This is a genomic window from Leptospira weilii (assembly GCF_006874765.1).
Lineage (GTDB): Bacteria > Spirochaetota > Leptospiria > Leptospirales > Leptospiraceae > Leptospira > Leptospira weilii.
Genome location: NZ_CP040840.1, coordinates 905,511 through 922,046, shown reverse-complemented (window position 1 = coordinate 922,046; position 16,536 = coordinate 905,511). Strand labels below are relative to the sequence as shown.

General features: G+C 41.1%; 16 protein-coding genes, 1 tRNA gene and 2 pseudogenes. 10 read left to right on the top strand and 9 right to left on the bottom strand.

The window, feature by feature from the left end:
- Nucleotides 1–144: 144 nt before the first annotated feature.
- Nucleotides 145–852 (top strand): hypothetical protein, encoded by a 708-nt coding sequence (locus FHG67_RS04450; protein ID WP_142499901.1) that lies wholly within the window; start codon nucleotides 145–147, stop codon nucleotides 850–852.
- Nucleotides 853–1,014: 162 nt separating this feature from the next.
- Here the strand turns inward: FHG67_RS04450 and FHG67_RS04445 are convergent, their stop codons facing one another.
- Nucleotides 1,015–1,401: an LIC10421/LIC12816 family protein gene (locus FHG67_RS04445; protein ID WP_039940868.1), complete on the bottom strand. Its 387-nt coding sequence runs from the start codon at nucleotides 1,399–1,401 to the stop codon at nucleotides 1,015–1,017.
- A gap of 132 nt (nucleotides 1,402–1,533) precedes the next feature.
- On the opposite strand from FHG67_RS04445, the gene FHG67_RS04440 reads away from it, so the two are divergent.
- Nucleotides 1,534–1,605: transfer RNA gene (locus FHG67_RS04440), tRNA-Arg, on the top strand.
- Between the two features lie 460 nt (nucleotides 1,606–2,065).
- Here the strand turns inward: FHG67_RS04440 and FHG67_RS04435 are convergent.
- The 5 genes from FHG67_RS04435 to FHG67_RS04415 all read right to left on the bottom strand — a co-directional run bounded on the left by FHG67_RS04435 (nucleotide 2,066) and on the right by FHG67_RS04415 (nucleotide 5,383).
- Nucleotides 2,066–2,566 (bottom strand): tetratricopeptide repeat protein, encoded by a 501-nt coding sequence (locus tag FHG67_RS04435; protein WP_010576461.1) that lies wholly within the window; start codon nucleotides 2,564–2,566, stop codon nucleotides 2,066–2,068.
- A 19-nt stretch (nucleotides 2,567–2,585) separates the two neighbouring features.
- A complete protein-coding gene (locus FHG67_RS04430) occupies nucleotides 2,586–3,029 on the bottom strand; it encodes a hypothetical protein (protein WP_010576462.1) in 444 nt (147 codons plus the stop codon).
- Between the two features lie 22 nt (nucleotides 3,030–3,051).
- On the bottom strand, nucleotides 3,052–4,002 hold the full coding sequence (locus tag FHG67_RS04425) for a PdxA family dehydrogenase (RefSeq protein ID WP_010576463.1): 951 nt from the start codon (nucleotides 4,000–4,002) through the stop codon (nucleotides 3,052–3,054).
- 59 nt (nucleotides 4,003–4,061) lie between these two features.
- The gene (locus FHG67_RS04420; protein ID WP_001229815.1) at nucleotides 4,062–4,502 is read right to left on the bottom strand and encodes a bactofilin family protein; all 441 of its coding nucleotides are present in this window, start codon (nucleotides 4,500–4,502) and stop codon (nucleotides 4,062–4,064) included.
- A gap of 113 nt (nucleotides 4,503–4,615) precedes the next feature.
- Nucleotides 4,616–5,383: a hypothetical protein gene (locus FHG67_RS04415; RefSeq protein WP_002623906.1), complete on the bottom strand. Its 768-nt coding sequence runs from the start codon at nucleotides 5,381–5,383 to the stop codon at nucleotides 4,616–4,618.
- 146 nt (nucleotides 5,384–5,529) lie between these two features.
- Between FHG67_RS04415 and FHG67_RS04410 the strand changes: the two genes are divergently transcribed.
- Both FHG67_RS04410 and FHG67_RS04405 read left to right on the top strand, forming a co-directional pair.
- Nucleotides 5,530–5,808 (top strand): FitA-like ribbon-helix-helix domain-containing protein, encoded by a 279-nt coding sequence (locus FHG67_RS04410; RefSeq protein ID WP_002623835.1) that lies wholly within the window; start codon nucleotides 5,530–5,532, stop codon nucleotides 5,806–5,808.
- A complete protein-coding gene (locus tag FHG67_RS04405) occupies nucleotides 5,792–6,190 on the top strand; it encodes a type II toxin-antitoxin system VapC family toxin (protein WP_039940871.1) in 399 nt (132 codons plus the stop codon). Before FHG67_RS04410 ends, FHG67_RS04405 begins: the two co-directional genes overlap by 17 nt.
- A 47-nt stretch (nucleotides 6,191–6,237) precedes the next feature.
- Here the strand turns inward: FHG67_RS04405 and FHG67_RS04400 are convergent.
- From FHG67_RS04400 to FHG67_RS04390, 3 genes and pseudogenes are all read right to left on the bottom strand, one after another.
- A pseudogene (locus FHG67_RS04400) lies at nucleotides 6,238–6,641 on the bottom strand (hypothetical protein).
- An 18-nt stretch (nucleotides 6,642–6,659) separates the two neighbouring features.
- Nucleotides 6,660–6,802: pseudogene (locus FHG67_RS04395) on the bottom strand (GNAT family N-acetyltransferase); the annotation flags it as partial.
- A gap of 65 nt (nucleotides 6,803–6,867) precedes the next feature.
- The gene (locus tag FHG67_RS04390; RefSeq protein ID WP_004499275.1) at nucleotides 6,868–8,175 is read right to left on the bottom strand and encodes a hypothetical protein; all 1,308 of its coding nucleotides are present in this window, start codon (nucleotides 8,173–8,175) and stop codon (nucleotides 6,868–6,870) included.
- 57 nt (nucleotides 8,176–8,232) lie between these two features.
- Between FHG67_RS04390 and FHG67_RS04385 the strand changes: the two genes are divergently transcribed.
- From FHG67_RS04385 to FHG67_RS04360, 6 genes are all read left to right on the top strand, one after another.
- Nucleotides 8,233–10,485 (top strand): lytic transglycosylase domain-containing protein, encoded by a 2,253-nt coding sequence (locus FHG67_RS04385; protein ID WP_004499274.1) that lies wholly within the window; start codon nucleotides 8,233–8,235, stop codon nucleotides 10,483–10,485.
- A gap of 284 nt (nucleotides 10,486–10,769) precedes the next feature.
- Nucleotides 10,770–12,059, top strand: a complete 1,290-nt coding sequence (locus FHG67_RS04380; RefSeq protein ID WP_002623839.1) for a citrate synthase — start codon at nucleotides 10,770–10,772, stop codon at nucleotides 12,057–12,059.
- Nucleotides 12,060–12,097: 38 nt separating this feature from the next.
- Nucleotides 12,098–13,531, top strand: coding sequence for a class I SAM-dependent rRNA methyltransferase (locus FHG67_RS04375; protein ID WP_172616520.1), 1,434 nt, complete (start codon nucleotides 12,098–12,100; stop codon nucleotides 13,529–13,531).
- Complete coding sequence (locus tag FHG67_RS04370) at nucleotides 13,509–14,444, top strand: class I SAM-dependent methyltransferase (protein WP_004499218.1); 936 nt, start codon at nucleotides 13,509–13,511, stop codon at nucleotides 14,442–14,444. The genes FHG67_RS04375 and FHG67_RS04370 overlap by 23 nt, the downstream gene beginning before the upstream one ends.
- Nucleotides 14,411–15,274, top strand: coding sequence for a TrmH family RNA methyltransferase (locus FHG67_RS04365; RefSeq protein WP_172616493.1), 864 nt, complete (start codon nucleotides 14,411–14,413; stop codon nucleotides 15,272–15,274). The genes FHG67_RS04370 and FHG67_RS04365 overlap by 34 nt, the downstream gene beginning before the upstream one ends.
- Complete coding sequence (locus FHG67_RS04360) at nucleotides 15,271–16,395, top strand: sugar kinase (protein WP_036075445.1); 1,125 nt, start codon at nucleotides 15,271–15,273, stop codon at nucleotides 16,393–16,395. Before FHG67_RS04365 ends, FHG67_RS04360 begins: the two co-directional genes overlap by 4 nt.
- The last annotated feature ends 141 nt before the right edge of the window (nucleotides 16,396–16,536 follow it).

The following is a 16,536-nucleotide window of genomic DNA, read 5'->3' as shown; positions in this document are numbered from 1 at the left end:
AGTATAAACTATAATTACTTCGAAAAAACATCAAGGATAATATATAAAGGGTTCAAAAGAAAAAAAGATAAAGACTTTGCAATTTCAATACGTCTTTTACATAGTCACTGCTTAGAGCACTTTTTCTCGATACTCTTCGCTGCAATACAAGCATACGATGCCATAAATATATGGTTATTGTTATATACTCCGAACGATTTAAGAGAATTAATCAAAAAAACTCAATCAGGGACACCCTTCTTTCGGAAATTTCCAGATGTTAAACCGAACTGGGAATCAATCTTAAACAAAATACACTTTGGTTTAAATTTTTTTAATTCATTTCCAAAAGAAGTTATTCTAAAAACAGTGGCTGAACTTGCAAATCAATTTAATTCAGAAGCGTATTCCCTCGAATATAATTCCATAAAACATTCTTTACGGAATAAATTTGGATCATTTCAAATTGAAATCGGTCCTTTAGAAAATAAAATAAAAATTAACGGCGGGGATTATGGCTCAACTTTTAGAAAAATAGAAAGACTATCGAAAAATAACAAACACCACTTATCAACAAGTAAAATTTTTTCTCACTGGAATCCGGGTAGATTATTCAGTGAAATTCAAATTTTATCTTTATTGATATCTAATATTAAGAACTTCTTGATAGCAATCAATTGTAAACGACCTCATAAAATTGAATTTAAATTACCAAAGACTGAATTTTTAAACGACTATCAAAATTTACCAAAATCAGAACTACTATCAGGAAAACTTGATAGATGGAGCATATCGCCTAATTATAAACTTATTGATAAAAATGAACTTCTAAAGAGAATCCAAGAAAAATTTCCTGAATTATTTAAACAATAACACGATGTTTAACAACTTTTTTATCATTTGATTATCGGACTTCTAAATGAGATAGTTTTGACCGATCTAATTTTTCCAAACTTTTAATTTTTCGTGACCAGCCTCGTTTTCTTCTATAAGCCATTTAGGATTCTCAAATCCGTTTTTCTTTGATATGCAATATCAATGACTTTCGATTTGAAATTCCTTGAGAGTTGTTTCATGACGATTCGCTTGGCGATCCAGAGAATCCGCCATTTTAAATAATTTCTCTTTGCGAACCCTGGCCTGAAGAAATTTCTCTCCCCTGGAAAGTTTCGCCAATTCTCTAAGCTCATTTGCTCTCGCTCTTTTGGCAACCGCAGTCGCTTTGAGATAATTCGCGATCGCTTGTTTTTGTCCCGGAGTCACCGCACTTTCCACGAGAGCTTTTTCCAAAAGCCTTGCTTCTTCCTCTTCGCTGACCGAAAAAATCGGCGTAAAAACTCCGCATGCCCAAACCAATACAAAAATGGAAACGACCCTCCGAAAAAAAAGTCCTTCCCATAAATTCAGAAACGAAACCTTCATCTTTACCTCTATTTTTAATTTTTAGGAAAACGATTTTTTATACGATTCATTTTTCAAGGACTTTCCTTTACTAAACCTCTTCAGGATTTGCATTTGACAGTCCAAACCTTTTCAAAAGACTCACTTATAAACGTACCTATAGCTCAACGGATAGAGTACAGGCCTCCGGAGCCTGGGGTCCGGGTTCGAGTCCCGGTAGGTACATTTTAGGGATCAGGGTTTAGGGGTTAGTTATCGTATTACATAATATTAAAGTGGGACTCGAAGCTTTCTCGCGAGAGCATTTGCAGCGATCCTTAGAGAGCGTCGCAAATGCGACATGAGCCAGGGATGGCGAATGAGCGAGAAAGACGCCGTGGAGCTAAGTTTGCCACGATGGCAAACTGCGTAACGGCGAGTCCCGGGAAACTCAATGTAACGACTCCCTACGGGTCCGCTCGAAGAAAACTCAGCAAACACCTTCCTATGGGTCGGTGTTTAGGGCGCGTTCTGGGACGTAAGTTTCACAGAGGATTTGTCGTAATTCCGACAGATTTATCTTCAGACCCAAGTATTTGTGGGTAACGTTATGGTAGAGAGCGTTTCACTGAGTTTAGGGAAGAACTTGCTGAGTTTCCCGCAAGTCTGCACTAGGAATCAGTGGATAGGGGTTAGGACTTTACAGTCAGTTATACCGGATGTAAATCCGTTTCAGAGCGAGATTTGCTGGAGGATAATTGGGCTGAATTTGAATGGCTTTTTCGTATTCCAAACGAGCGAGTTCAATATGACCTAAAATTTCCAAACAAGAACCTGTGTTGAAATACGGATATACGGGAACCTCATAACGAGGAGCAGACTTCGCCTTTTCAAACCAAGGAAGTGCCTCCTCGAAACGTTTTTGCTGAATCAGATAAACCCCGATATCATTATAAGGATTTCCTAATGTAGGATCCGTTTCGATCGCGATTTTACAGAACTCAATCGCGCGATCCAATTTACCGGCAAGAGAATAAGACCAACCCAAAAACGTCCAGGCTTCTGCTGTCGGTTTTGCCGCAATGGACATTCGATAGTGTTTGGAAGCCAGTTTGAGATTTCCCTTGGTTTGATACTCGTAAGCGGTCAAAAAATGCTTCTTCGCATCTTCGGATTCTCCAAAAGATTGTAAATAGAGTGGATTCATTCTACATTTTAGACGGGATTTACTTCACGGAAAAATTCAAGAATTTCAGAAAGGTCGTATTTAAAAAGCCGTCTATTTCCGGAGAAAAATTGTTGTAGAGAATAAAACCGCACCAGTAAATCAAAGTTGCACTCACAAGAGCCTTTACAAGGGATTTACTTGCGTGGGGAGAAGCAGAATAAAAGATTCGAAATAAAGCGATGGGCCAAAGAAACAACAGAAAGAAATAGAAACCTTTTCCAATTCCGTAAATCCAAGAAATAATTTCCATTGGATAACCCACGGTCAAACGTTCATAACTCGTTTTTAACTCGGGAAAGTATTGAAAGAAATAAAAGACAAAAACGAAAACAAAAATGATCTTCCAGACGAACTCGAAATCGGAACGAAACAAAAGTAGAGTCAATCCGCAGAACCAAAAAAGAAAAATCGGAAATACAATTTGTTCTAAAAGTCCCGGCATAAAACCTCGATTGTAATACGATTCATGAATATTGTAAAATCCGGTTCAGACATTCTACAAAGCTCGTCGAATCCGCAAGCCCTTTCCCGGCAATGTCAAAAGCCGTTCCGTGATCCGGTGAAACTCGGATAAACGGGAGACCCAAGGTTAGATTCACACCCTTCTTTCCTTCCCACATTTTGAAAGGAATCAAACCCTGATCGTGATAACAAGCAAGATGCAGACCGAATTTTTTTCGTGCAGACTCACCGAATACAGAATCGGCAGAAAGAGGTCCTTCCACTTTCAAACCTTGCCTTTTTAAGAATCGAATCATCGGTACTAGAATTTCTTCCTCCTCTTTACCGACCTTACCGCCTTCCCCCGCGTGCGGATTCAAACCGAGAAATGCGATCGGTTTTTGGAGATTGATTTTCTCGCAGGAAAGAATAGAATTCGCAAGCGATTTCAGATCAATCTCTTTCAAAAACTCGGGAACTTTTACAAGAGGGATATGAGTTGTGAGAGGAAGCACCTGAAGATCGTTTCCGGACATAAGCATAAACGTTTTTGTCCGATACGCCTCCGCTAAAAATTCGGTATGACCTCGAAACGTGGAAACACCGGACGCAATTACCCATTCTTTGCTGAGAGGAAGAGTAATCAAATCTCCTCCACCTTCTTTTTGAAACTCTATTGAGAGTAAAAGAGCCGCTAACGCAGATTTTCCCGACAAGGCAGAAGGTCTACCGGATTTCAAAGAAGAGATTTCTTTTTTGGAAAGCGAATCGTGGGCAATCGCAAACAAACCTTTTTTCAGGATTTCGGAGGAAGAAAAAATCGAAACGAATTCTTTCGGGAGCGGAAACTTACCCGAATGAAAATAAACGATCGGTCTTATTTTGGAGATTTTTCTTAAAAGAAAAAGAGAATGAATGAAGATTTCCGGACCGATTCCACAAGGATCGCCTTCTGTAATCAAGATCCGCTTCACTGTTTCGAGAAGTCGGTTTTCATTCCGGAAATTTTTTTCCGAAAGGAAAACCTTTCGAATTATTCTCTCGCTCCGGATTGTTTTCCGAAGATTTTTTCGACGCTGAGAGAATCTTTAGAATACTCAAGGTCAATTAGGTCTTTCGCGGAATGTTTGAGATCATTCGAAATCATACAACGTCCCTCAAGGATCACTCCGTTCTGGATGATCAATTCCGGTGTGCGGATATCTCCGAGAATTTTAGAAGTGGGAAGGAGCATTACCCTGTTTCTTGCGGTGATGTTTCCAATTACGATTCCTTCAATGATAACACTGGCTGCCGTGATATTAGTTTTTACCTTACCCGTAACGCCGATATAAAGTTGTTCGGCCTGTAAGGACTTACCTTCGAATTTTCCGTCAATCTTAAGAGATCCGTTGATAAAGAATTTGCCACTGAAGTAGGAATTTTCTCCGATAGTGGAGTTCGTAACTTCGGATGAATTTTTAACGAGTGCCATGCGCCTGTGTATCCTTTTCGGAGGGAGTTAAAATCACTAAATATGCAGATCCCATCAATCGGAAAAGGATTTTTCAAGGCTTCATTTTGAAAATTGACAAAGAGAACGAAAAATCAACGGATATTGGGAACGTTGATTCTAGCTAAAACCTCGGATGTAAATTCCTGGAATTCCTTAAGAGCATCCATGATACTCTTTCCCTCCAGTTCTGTGGCTCTTTCGAATCTCGGGTTGAATCGGATCGAATCTTCCAAGTTCATAATAACACCTCCGACTTCCTTGGCCTCCCTGATTACTTTGTTTAAAAATTCGTTGAATTTTTGAAACATTTCAAAGGCTTCCGCAATGAAGATCCGAGTCTGTTTATTTTTCATCCTGCTCAGCTGTTCTCTGAATTCCTGTTTTTCTGCGGCGTGAAATTCTTCTATAGTTTCTGTGAGAACCTTGATATTCCTTCGAATGTTCTCCATATATTTCACGACCCCGTCTTTTTCGTTGGTATGCGAAAAGTCGAAACGGACGTGAGTTTCGTTTAATACGGGCAGATATTCCCGATCCATTATATTGATCCAAGTTCCAATCTGATTGACCTCGGGATCGTTCGAGTTCGGAGAAATTTTCATGATTGGATATTTTGCGAGAACCCTTCCGGCCTCATTCGGGTTCTCTTTGTATCGTTTGATCTGTTCCGCGGTCATGTCTAGATTGTCCGGAATTCCTTCGGGAGAAATATCCTTCATCTTCGTTTTGTATTTTTCCAGTTCCCTAGAAACTCGATATCGTTGTTCGTCGTTCTGAGATCCTTTTGCGATTTTTTCCAATTGGAGGATCATCTTCTGGTATTTTTGCAACTCAAGAATTTGTTCGTGACTGATTGCCATTTTGATTTTTTCTAGTTTCGCGCAAATTGAAGACTTTTGTCAAGGAGTTCTAAAGGAGAGAATCGAGTAGAATAAACTTCACTGAAAAAACTATGCATGAATAATGCTTGCAAATGCATGAGATCCCATTATCGTATAAACTCACTATGGCAAACCTGCAAGTACGCGATATCGACGATAAACTTTATGAATCGCTCAAACGTAGAGCGGAAATCGAACACCGTTCCGTCAGCCAAGAAGTTGTAATGATCATAGAAAAACACCTTCAAAGAGATCACCTTGAGATGGAATCGCAAACGATGGAATTTTTAAAATTATCCAACTCGTGGGGGGATAAACGAGAAGCAAAAGAGATCGCAAAAGATTTACGTTCTTCGCGCTCCAAAAACAATCGGGATAAAACAGTCAATGAGCTATTTGATTGATACAGATATCATCATTTATAGCTTGAAAGAACACGAAAGAGTCCGTCAAAATTTTTTAGACCGAAAGAACTTTTCCAAATCGATTTCAGTGATTACCTACGGCGAGCTGATTTATGGGGCCAAAAAATCTCAAAATAGGGAAAAGAATTTAGCGACCGTTTATCGAATCGGAGAATTATTCCCAATCATCGAACTGACTCGAGGTATCGTCGAAACATTCGGAGAATTGAAAGCGACTCTACAGAAAAAAGGAACCGCTATCGAAGATTTTGATCTTTTAATCGGATCAATCGCATTGTATCTCAACTACACGTTGGTAAGTAACAACGAAAAACACTTTCATAAAATTCCGGATCTAAAAATCGAAAACTGGACAAAGTGATTCGAGACCAAAAAGCGGAAGTCATCACATGGAATTTTTCAACAACTCTAATGTACTTTGTGGAATAAGTATTTCGTATATTCGGTATAAAAGTATTTTTCATAAACCGTCTTCTTAGAGGCGATAGGAATGGCCTCGGGGTCCGCATTCTCTTCGCTTTCCAATCGATTCCATTGATATAAGTTTTTTAAATGTTTAAGAACTTCCTCTTTTCGAGCCCTCTTTGAATCAAACGTAAGTTTGCGTTCCATCGTTTATAAAAATAACTCATGGCAGGATCATAATAACCAAAATCCTTTGTATGATTTTTTTCATCGTATATAAACCGGATTTCTTTTTTATTACAAACCCCTACATAATTGAATGTCATGAATTTTGAGACGAATCCCTGTTTTAAAGGCGGAATTGCGAGCGCTCTATTATATGGTTCTTGAGTAAGAACTTGTCTCAAAACCTAACATTCGGCTTTCTAAAGTTCATATCTCATTACATTTCTTCCGGTTCCGGCCCTTTTTACAAACATAAATCCTGCTTTCTCAAACATTGTCGTAAAACCCGTAAATCTATAACTGGGAGATTTTTTTCAACCGGATACGCTTCCAAGTCGTTCCGGTTGTTTTTATCCGCGAGCTTTATGATCACGTTCTTATTTTTATCATAAGCTTTAGGATAAACGTTCAGGACGATTTCTTATAACGTTCCAAAACCAAACGGAGATAGTCGGCATCGGGAAACTTCATCAAAAGGCTTTCTAAAAGTCCGATTCCTTCGCTGGTTCTGCCGATTTCGACAAGAGCCGAACCTTGAAGATAAAGCATCTCCGGAGAAAATCGGAAACGACCGCAATGTTCAAGAGATTTCAAAAACTCCTCGAAGTCCTTTTTGAAAAAATAAAGAACCGCCTTGGCCCTTTTCGTCAAATAGGAATCCGGAAGACTTTTCTCCACGCCTCCGATTTCTTTTTGAACGTTGGAGGATTCGGTGGAATTCAAAAGAATTAAAAGTTCGAATGGACTCAAAGTATAAACGAGACGATTTTGCTTTAAAATCGCATAACGTTTCTCTAAGGATTCGTCTTGACCTTCTAAAATCTTATCCTGTAAAGAGCCCAATAAAACCGATCTGCCGTTCTTTCTTTTTTCTCCCTCGAGCCAGGCTTTTCTATATTCCAGAGGATAAATCCTCTTCAAAACGAAATAGTTCTCCAAATAACCGTGACGGGAAGAATAAGCTTTGAAAAAGGATTCTTTTTCTTCGGAACGAAACGTTTCGATCAGAGTAAGGATTCTTCTCTCAATCGGAAATACGGTTCTAAAACCGACGGTCTCGTGCTTGAAAAGGAGCCACGCAAGCCCTAACAAACCAGGCTCCTCGCCTGTAACGACAAGATCGTAGATCATTTCCCTATCCTCAAGCCGGAGGCCCCCAAATTTCCAAAGGGCCCCATATTTCTGAAAACGGGAAGTCCCCTTGTCTTTTAAAGAAGTTGAATATTCAATTTTTCCCATAAGCGCTAAACACTGTTTCGCTTCCACGATAAACGGAAGATCCTCGTCATAGACACCGATTAATTCCTGATATTCGTCCAATTTTTGTTCGTGCAATAGAAAGGATTCTAAAATCTGAAAGACCTCGGGATCGGCCTGGTGTTCTTCAAGCGTCTTATCCAAAAGTTCTTCGAAAAAAATCTTGAGAAGATTTTTCTCTCTCTCGGAAAGACCTTCCTCTTCGAAAGGAGAGCTAACGTCGGATTGAAAGCGAAACTCGCCGAGTAGATCGATTCTCAGATTGTAGAAAGGAGAATGGATCTTGTTTAAGGCTCCGGAAAAATATTCTAAAATTTTGGATTTGAGTCTGATAATTTCTGAATTACGGGAAATCGGGCCCTTTGGTTTTTTTTTCTTGATGAGAAATTGCTCCGAATAAGAAGACAATGTGATTTCCGGCCAGAGATGATCCGTTTTTTCTTTTTCCAGGATTTGCATGGGAATTTCCTTTTTGCGATTGAATCCTTAGGCCGAAAAGGTAAGTAAAGAATACGAATGAAAAAATTCGCCCTAACCAGCCTACTCTTATTCATTTTCGGCAACCTTTACGCAAACGATGATCTCAAATATCTGATCAAATCTTACAGTCTTCAAAAAATCCATCGTATTTTTCGGGAAAGACACCCGGGAACAGAATCCGAAGCCTACGCGTTAGTCCGATACCACGAAGAACATCCAAATGGAAACCGGGATAAAAAATTCGCTTATCTGGTTTCTCTTCTTAAAGGAAAAATTGTGCTCACACCCGGAAGACAAGACCTTTTGGAAATTCTCCATTCCCCACTGCCATCGAATTCGGTTATTACAAAACTATCTCTCTGGAAACTCTATGAGGAAATTTCGCACAGAAAAATTTTGGGAAGGGAAGAATTAATCGGTCTTTTAAAAAAATTTCCCAGAGAAAACGATCCGCTCAGTCAAAACGCGATCTCCGAAATTTTCAGAATTTATTACGAAGCCGGAATGATCCGGGAATGTTTGGAATTCGTCAAAAGTTTTTCCGACCGGGAACAGTCGGAAATTTTTTCCCCGATGATCTTATATCGTTATGCGAAATCTCTTTATAAATCCGGGGATATCGAAAAAGCCGAGACTATTTTCTATTCGATCCTGGAAGACTCTTCCGTTTTTTCTTCCGTAAAAAAATTCATCCAGGTAGATCTTCAAATTTGGAAAGGAAACTCCTTTTATACTTCCTTGACTCCCGAACGCGCGGCCTTGCTTCTTCCTCATTTGGATTCTTCCGAAAGGAAACACCTGGTCTTATCGAAAGATCTCAAAAGAGTTTCCTTTTCCAAAGGAGAAGCGTTTCGTAACACCGCAAGAGTCCTCGTAACCCTTGAACCGGAAGCTCTCCCGAGCTTCTTTAAAAGAAATGCGAACCTCGCCAGGTCCAATCCGGATTTTACGGCCGCGATATCGAGAGAACTCACAAACCAGAATCTTTCCGATAAGGCCTTGAATTTGTTAAACGACGTGAGTCCGGAAAAAAACGAAGAGGTTCTTTACGGTTACGCGAGAGCTTATAAAAAACAGGGAAACAAGAATTTATATTTCAGAAATCTGATAGACTCTCTCGAAAAAAGCCCTACGAATTTAATTCGACAAGACGAACTCATCGATCTTCTGACCGGAGGTCACAAACACTTTTTGGGAGACGCTTATTGGAAGGATGCTCTCCGTAAGATTCCGGATCTTCCCGTCAAAGGAAGGCTCGTCTATTGGTATCTCCGTTTTCTAAAACAAAACGGAAGAACCGAAGAATTAAATTCCTGGCTTAAGTCTTATTACAGACATATCCCGGGTTCGTATTACACTCGAGTGATTCGAGAGGAATTCCAGGAGGAAATTTCCTCTTTCCCGCTTCCTTCCAATCCGACTTGGAACAAGGACAGCCTCTTCGAGTATCTTTCTTTAACCGCGGGAATTCCGGAACTTTCCGAAAAAATCTTGGGCAAGGATTTGGACTTTGCCACTCAAGCCGCGGCGTTTAAATTGAACGTGAGAATCGACGGCGCTCATTCTAAAATTAGAGAGAACGCCACTCTGCGATCGGCTAAGGAATATTTGGAAGTCGGAGAGATGGCGTATGCGCTTTCCTTAGTTCAAAGGTACAAAGTCCAACAAGGAATCGGAGAAAACGAAAAGGAAGAAATTCTCGCAGCGTTAGGGGAACAAACCGGAACTCCTTACCTGACCGTCTTCTACACAAGATCCCTGATGAAAAAAGAAAAACTCAGCGACGATGTCATCCTTCTTCCATCCAAACTTGCCGCAAGAATTTACCCGAGACCGCATAGAGGACTTGTGGCTTCCGTTTCCCAAAACGTCGGAATCGAAGAGGATATCGTCTACGCGATCATGCGTCAGGAATCTTTTTTTAAGGAAAATGCGACTTCGATTTCGAATGCGCGAGGATTGATGCAGATCATGGGTCCAACAGGAAAAGAAATCGCCAAAAGAATGAATCTAGATTCCTATTCTCTTTTTGATCCGGAAGTTTCTATCGAAATGGGCGCTCGATTTTTACGTTATCTTGTCGCTTCGAACGGAAACAGTCTTCAATGGGCTTCGATCGCTTATAACGGCGGGCCCGGAAATCTTCGTAAATGGAAACGAAATCATTATCGCGGGGACTTCAATCATTTCTTGGAAGAACTCCCGGTTAAGGAACCCAGAGATTACTGCAGAATTGTTAGCTCGAACTACTATAACTATCAGAATTTACGAAGATATAAGAACCTCTAACGGTAAGATCCTGAAGAATTTATATCCGTCGGTTTCAAATAACATAGGCAAATTCCGATTTTATATTCTATCAAATTCTTCGTATGGAAAATCTATTCATTTGTATAGTATAAAGGAATTCTAAAATGAAAATAAAATCTTCAGTCAAGTTCTTGAGTCATTTTGATTTTTTAGATTGTCTATCTAACGGAAGGAATAGGATAGGAATCTGAAACGATTTAGAACGCAATTTTTGAACGATTGATAACTTGGTAAAAACAACGAACAATTCTTAGGAGAAAGACATGGCAGAGGTAGCAATTCTGAAAATCGACGGGAAGGAATACGAACTCCCGATCATCGTAGGTACCGAAAACGAAAAAGCAATCGATATTTCAAAACTTCGTCAACAGACAGGCTATGTAACCCTGGACAACGGATACCTAAACACGGGAGCCTGTACTAGCGCGGTGACTTTTCTCGACGGAGAACTCGGCATATTAAGATACAGAGGAATTCCAATCGAACAACTTGCGGAAAGTTCCACATTTACCGAAGTCGCCTATTTGCTGATTTACGGAAAACTTCCATCGGACACGGAACTAAAAACGTGGAACGACGAACTTACGATACACACTCTCATTCACGAGGATCTCAAACGCCTCTACAACGGATTCCCGAAAGACGGCCATCCGATGGCGATCATGTCCTCTATGATCGGCTCTCTTTCCACTTACTATCAGGATTCCTACGATCCCGAAAACGCGGAACACAGACATATCTCCATGATCCGTCTTCTCGCAAAATTCCCGACGATCGCCGCATTCGCGTATAAAAAATCTATCGGGCAGCCTACAATCCATCCTCTGAACAGTCTCGACTATTGTGCGAACTTTATGAACATGATGTTCTCCGTTCCCAGCGAAGACTACAAAATCGATCCTGAAATCGTAAAGGCGCTCAACTTATTATTGATCCTTCACGCCGATCACGAACAAAACTGTTCCACTTCCACGGTTCGCCTTGTAGGTTCTTCTCTCGCGAATCTTTACGGCGCAATTTCGGCCGGAATCTGCGCTCTTTGGGGGCCAAGACACGGCGGAGCAAACCAAGAAGTGTTGGAAATGCTCCAAGAGATTCAAGCAAGCGGCTTGCCGGTCAAAAAAATCGTGGAAAAAGCAAAGGATAAGAACGATTCTTTCCGTCTTTCCGGATTCGGTCACAGGGTTTATAAGAATTTTGACCCAAGGGCAAAGATCATCAAAAAGGCTTGTGATTCTGTACTGAAAAGACTCGGGGTTCAAGATTCTTTATTAGATATCGCTAAAGAACTCGAAGAAACCGCCCTTCACGATCCTTACTTCGTAGAAAGAAAGCTCTATCCAAACGTAGACTTCTATTCCGGAATCATCTATCGCGCACTTGGAATCCCCGTGAACATGTTCACTGTGATGTTCGCTATGGGCCGTCTTCCCGGTTGGATCGCTCAGTGGAAGGAAATGATCGAATCTACCGATATGAAAATCGGTCGCCCAAGACAGATCTACACAGGCGCCGTCGAAACTTCCTACAAAGAGGCCAAGAAAAAAGCCTGAACCTTCCTATGGCAAACTTCCGGTTTCGCAAATACCAGCTGAACCGGAAGAGCGAACTTTCCGTCCGACGTAAACATCCCTGGATCTTCAGCGGAAATCTTTCTTCGGTAACTTCCCCCTTTGTCAACGGACAGTGGTTGAGCCTTTTCTCCACGGAAAATTTTCCGATAGGGACCGGAATTTATTCGGACATTGGTCTCGTGGCAATTCGGGTGATACAATTTTCGCCCTCTTTTTCCAAAGAAAAAATTCGAGAAAGTTTAATCTGCGCCTTACAAAAAAGAAACGAACTCAGAAAGACCACTAACGCATATAGGATTTTACACGGAGAGAACGACTTCTTTCCGGGAGTTACGATCGATCGATTAAACTCAACCTGGGTCGTTCGTATTTATTCGTCCTCCTTGCTCGCGTATGGACGATGGCTCGTTTGGAATCTCTACGATATATGCAAAAATTATAAATTAGGAGAACCGCAACCGAAACGGATTTTATTCGATCCCGCCGAAAAGATCGGAGACGACAAATTGATTTTTCGAAAACACAATTCCAAAGACACGCCGACAACTTCCCTCTTTTCCGAAATATCCAATTTTCCCCTAAGCCTCGCCCCTTCTACGCCGAATCTCAAAGCCGAAGAGAATAATATATTATTAAAATCGAATTTATACAATACGACCAAACGGATCGAAGAGAGGCTTTGGAGGGGAAAGTGCGAACCGATCAAGATAAAAACCGGATCGACAAAAGACAGCCAGAAATCCGTTAAACGAAAAGATAACTCTGAAAAAGAGCCGCTTCGAATCCGAGAAACGATTCAACTTTACGGCATCCGATTTCCGGTTGAACTTCCGGGACAAAAGGGAGGCATCTTTTTAGACCTTAGAAACCTACGCAGATTTCTCCTCGAAAAAAAAGAACTCAGCAAAGATAAAAACTGCCTTCATCTTTTTTCCCATACGGGGCTCACTTCGATTTGTATGGAAGTCGCGGGGGCGAATTCCGTTCTCTCCGCGGACGGCTCAAAACAGGCTTTGGATTCTTTTCAAAGAGTTTTGAGTTTAAGGAAAAAACGCGAGAATGACTGCAAACATAAGTTCGTTCAGAAAAATCTTTTCCAGGAATTGGAAGACATTCTCAAGGACAAAACATTCGGGCTGATCGTAATCGATCCTCCCAATCTCACACCGGACGCGAAGTCGAAACAAAACGCATTCAGATCCTATTCTTATCTGTTCGGAAGTTGCCTTGCGTCTTTGGAAGAATCGGGAACGATCATTCTTTGTTCTTGTTCCGGAAGAATCCGGTCGGAAGAATTAGAATCGCTCGCTCAGAATATTCTAAAAACAAAAGGTTGGACATTTGAACGTTTTACGAGTTTAAAACCGGAAGCGGATCATCCGATAAGAAAGAATTTTCCGGAAGGAAATTATTTTAAGGTGCATATCTATGAAAACTGCAAAAAAAATTGAACCTCAGCGATCGAAAGAGAATTCACTAAAAAAAAACTCGCAAAATCAAGACGCGATCATCGTAGCAGGTTCTTATAAACTACTCGATTCCGGGGACTTTCGAAAACTCGAACAAATCGGTCCTTATACGATCATTCGCCCTTCTCCCGTTTCCGCCTGGCCCCCAACAAAGCCGAATTTATGGAAAACCACCGACGGAGAATACGTCCGTTCGGACAAGGGCGGCGGCGCCTGGAATTGGCGCAAAAAAGTAGACGATGAATTTTATATTCGAATTTTAGAATATTCTATTAAAATTAAGTTTACTCCCTTTGGACATCTCGGAATCTTCGCCGAGCAGTTGGAAAACTGGAAGAAAATCCAACAGCTTTCCTCCGGACTAAAAAAGGAAGAGGAAGTTTTAAACCTGTTCGCGTATTCCGGAATTTCCACCTTGGCAGTGTTAGACGGAGGCGCCTCGGCGTGTCATCTGGATTCTTCCAAAGGAATGGTGGACTGGGCGCGGGACAACGCAAACGCTTCCGGTCTCGCGGACAAAAAGGTCCGTTGGATGGTGGAAGACGTTTTGAAGTTTTTAAAACGGGAAATCAAAAGAGGCAAAGATTATCGCGGTTTTATTTTGGATCCTCCCACATTCGGGAGAGGAGCGAGCGGGGAAGTTTTTAAGATCGAAAAAGATCTTCCCGAACTCATGGACCTTCTTATGCAGCTCTGCGGAAACAAACCGGACTTTATCGTTCTCACCTGTCACTCCACAGGCTTTAGTTCATTGGCTCTTCAGAGAATTTTAGAGGGAAGAATTCGCAACAAAGGCCGTTTTTATCTCGGGGAACTTTCCATCCCGGAAGAAAACGGAAGACTTTACCCCGCCGGCTCGAATTGTATTTATGTATCGGAGAGACTTTCGCTTTGAACGGGGAAAGGGATATTTCATTTTTAGAGATCACCAGTTTTTCGAACGAAAAACTGAAACATATTTCTAATCTCAAAGAAAAAAAACACAGGGAAACTTCGGGACTTTTTTTTATAGAAGGGTATCGTGAAATTCTCAGAGCACAAAAATCGGGCAAGATTCGGTTTCAAAACGTACTCTATTCTCCCGAATGCTTTTTAGGCGAAAACGAATTTTCCCTCATTCGTTCCGTCGGAGCCAAAAACATCAAGGTCCCTAAAAAAGTTTTCGAAAAAATTTCCTATAGAGATAGGCCGGACGGGCTTATCGCAACCGCGCATTTTTTTCCGATAGGACTGGATTTTTTTGAGAAAGAACCAAACGCATTCAAAAAATTGAAACCGATTTTGGTGATCGAAGGCGTGGAAAAACCGGGAAACCTCGGGACGATCCTTCGAACCGCGGAAGGCGCGGGGTTCCATACGGTAATCGTCGCCGATCCGAGACTGGATCTGTTCAATCCGAACGTTATCCGCGCTTCCACCGGAGCCTTGTTCACTCTGGATGTTTATCTCGGAGAAATCGAAACGATCTACGAGATTTTGAAAAAAAATCATTATAGAACATTAGCCGTAACACCGGAGGCAAAAAAATTTTACTTTGACGCGGACCTCAAAGGAAAAATCGCTCTCGTCTTTGGATCGGAACAATACGGACTTTCTTCTTACGCAAGAAGTTATTCCGACGAATATCTCTCTCTTCCGATGTTCGGGGAAACGGATTCTCTCAATCTCGCGATGTCCGCGGGAATCTTAATGTACGAAGTTATTCGACAGGGTTCCCAAACGTGAAAATCACGTATTACGTAAGTGGTCACGGATTCGGCCATATCAGCCGATCCATGGAAATCATCCTCCATCTACTCCGTAGTTTTCCCGATTTGGAAATCGATCTCGTAACCGTTCGGGAAAATTTTTTAAACACACTTTCTCTTTCGGAAGTGGATTCCAAGAATATGGAACGCCTACAAATCCGCAAAAAAATCGTGGACGTGGGAATGGTTCAGAAAGATTCTCTTTCCATCGATATTCGCGCTACTGAAGAAAAGCTCAAGGAATTCGATTTAAAAAAACAGTATATTCAAATTTCTGAAATTGAATCCTGTCTTGACTTCGAGGCCGAACTCATCATCTCGGATTCTGCTTCTCTTCCCTTTATGGTGGCGGATAAGATCAAAATCCCTTCCTTGTTCGTGGGAAATTTCACTTGGGATTTTATCTACGCGGGTTACGCGAAAGAATCTCCCATTTTTGAACGAATTGCAAAAAAACTCTACGAGGAATACTATCACGCTACCTTCGGACTTCTCCTTCCCTTCGCCTGTCCGGCGCCCTCCTTGCCGGAACAAAAACAAATCGGACTCGTAGGAAGAAAACCTCATTTGAATAAAAAAGCCGCAAAAGAACTTTTCCAACTTCCCGAAGATAAAATTCATCTTCTGTTTTCGTTCGGAGCGTACGGAGTGGAAACTTCCAGATTTCATTGGGAACAATTCGATCCGGAAAAATATACAATCGTTCTTTCGGGAACCGATTTCGATTTAACACAAATTCCCGAAAAGCAAAAAGGCAGTATTGTTCAATTTTCCGGAATTCACTACCCGGATCTTCTAACCGCTTGCGATTACGTGATTACGAAACCCGGTTACGGAATTTTAAGCGAAGCGGTTTACGCAAACACTCCGGTTCTTTACACGGATCGTGGAAATTTTCCGGAAGTTCCGTATTTGCACAAATCCTTACAAGAAGAAATTCCTTCCGCGTTTATCTCGAACGAAGATTTGTTTTCGTTTCGATTCGAAAAATCGATCGCGGAGATCAAACACTGGAACGGGAAACATTCCGCTTTATTTGAACGAGACGGAAGAGAGGATGTAAAACACGCAGTCGCGGTTTTTTTGAAGTTGATTTAGAAAAAGAACGAATATTAGAGTTGTTAAAAAATTCCACAGTTCCGTTTAACAAAACTGCTTCGATCGACCGTTTTCATAAAACAGAAACAGACGGAGAATTAATTTTTCAAAAACTTATAGTAACGTGAGTTCGGTGTAAAA

Excerpts from the sequence above, each read along its gene's own strand:
- FHG67_RS04445 (WP_039940868.1), bottom strand. The coding sequence starts at position 1,401 with ATGAAGGTTTCGTTTCTGAATTTATGGGAAGGACTTTTTTTTCGGAGG.
- FHG67_RS04435 (WP_010576461.1), bottom strand. The coding sequence starts at position 2,566 with ATGAATCCACTCTATTTACAATCTTTTGGAGAATCCGAAGATGCGAAG.
- FHG67_RS04430 (WP_010576462.1), bottom strand. The coding sequence starts at position 3,029 with ATGCCGGGACTTTTAGAACAAATTGTATTTCCGATTTTTCTTTTTTGG.
- FHG67_RS04420 (WP_001229815.1), bottom strand. The coding sequence starts at position 4,502 with ATGGCACTCGTTAAAAATTCATCCGAAGTTACGAACTCCACTATCGGA.
- FHG67_RS04415 (WP_002623906.1), bottom strand. The coding sequence starts at position 5,383 with ATGGCAATCAGTCACGAACAAATTCTTGAGTTGCAAAAATACCAGAAG.
- FHG67_RS04410 (WP_002623835.1), top strand. The coding sequence starts at position 5,530 with ATGGCAAACCTGCAAGTACGCGATATCGACGATAAACTTTATGAATCG.
- FHG67_RS04405 (WP_039940871.1), top strand. The coding sequence starts at position 5,792 with ATGAGCTATTTGATTGATACAGATATCATCATTTATAGCTTGAAAGAA.
- FHG67_RS04390 (WP_004499275.1), bottom strand. The coding sequence starts at position 8,175 with ATGCAAATCCTGGAAAAAGAAAAAACGGATCATCTCTGGCCGGAAATC.
- FHG67_RS04385 (WP_004499274.1), top strand. The coding sequence starts at position 8,233 with ATGAAAAAATTCGCCCTAACCAGCCTACTCTTATTCATTTTCGGCAAC.
- FHG67_RS04380 (WP_002623839.1), top strand. The coding sequence starts at position 10,770 with ATGGCAGAGGTAGCAATTCTGAAAATCGACGGGAAGGAATACGAACTC.
- FHG67_RS04370 (WP_004499218.1), top strand. The coding sequence starts at position 13,509 with ATGAAAACTGCAAAAAAAATTGAACCTCAGCGATCGAAAGAGAATTCA.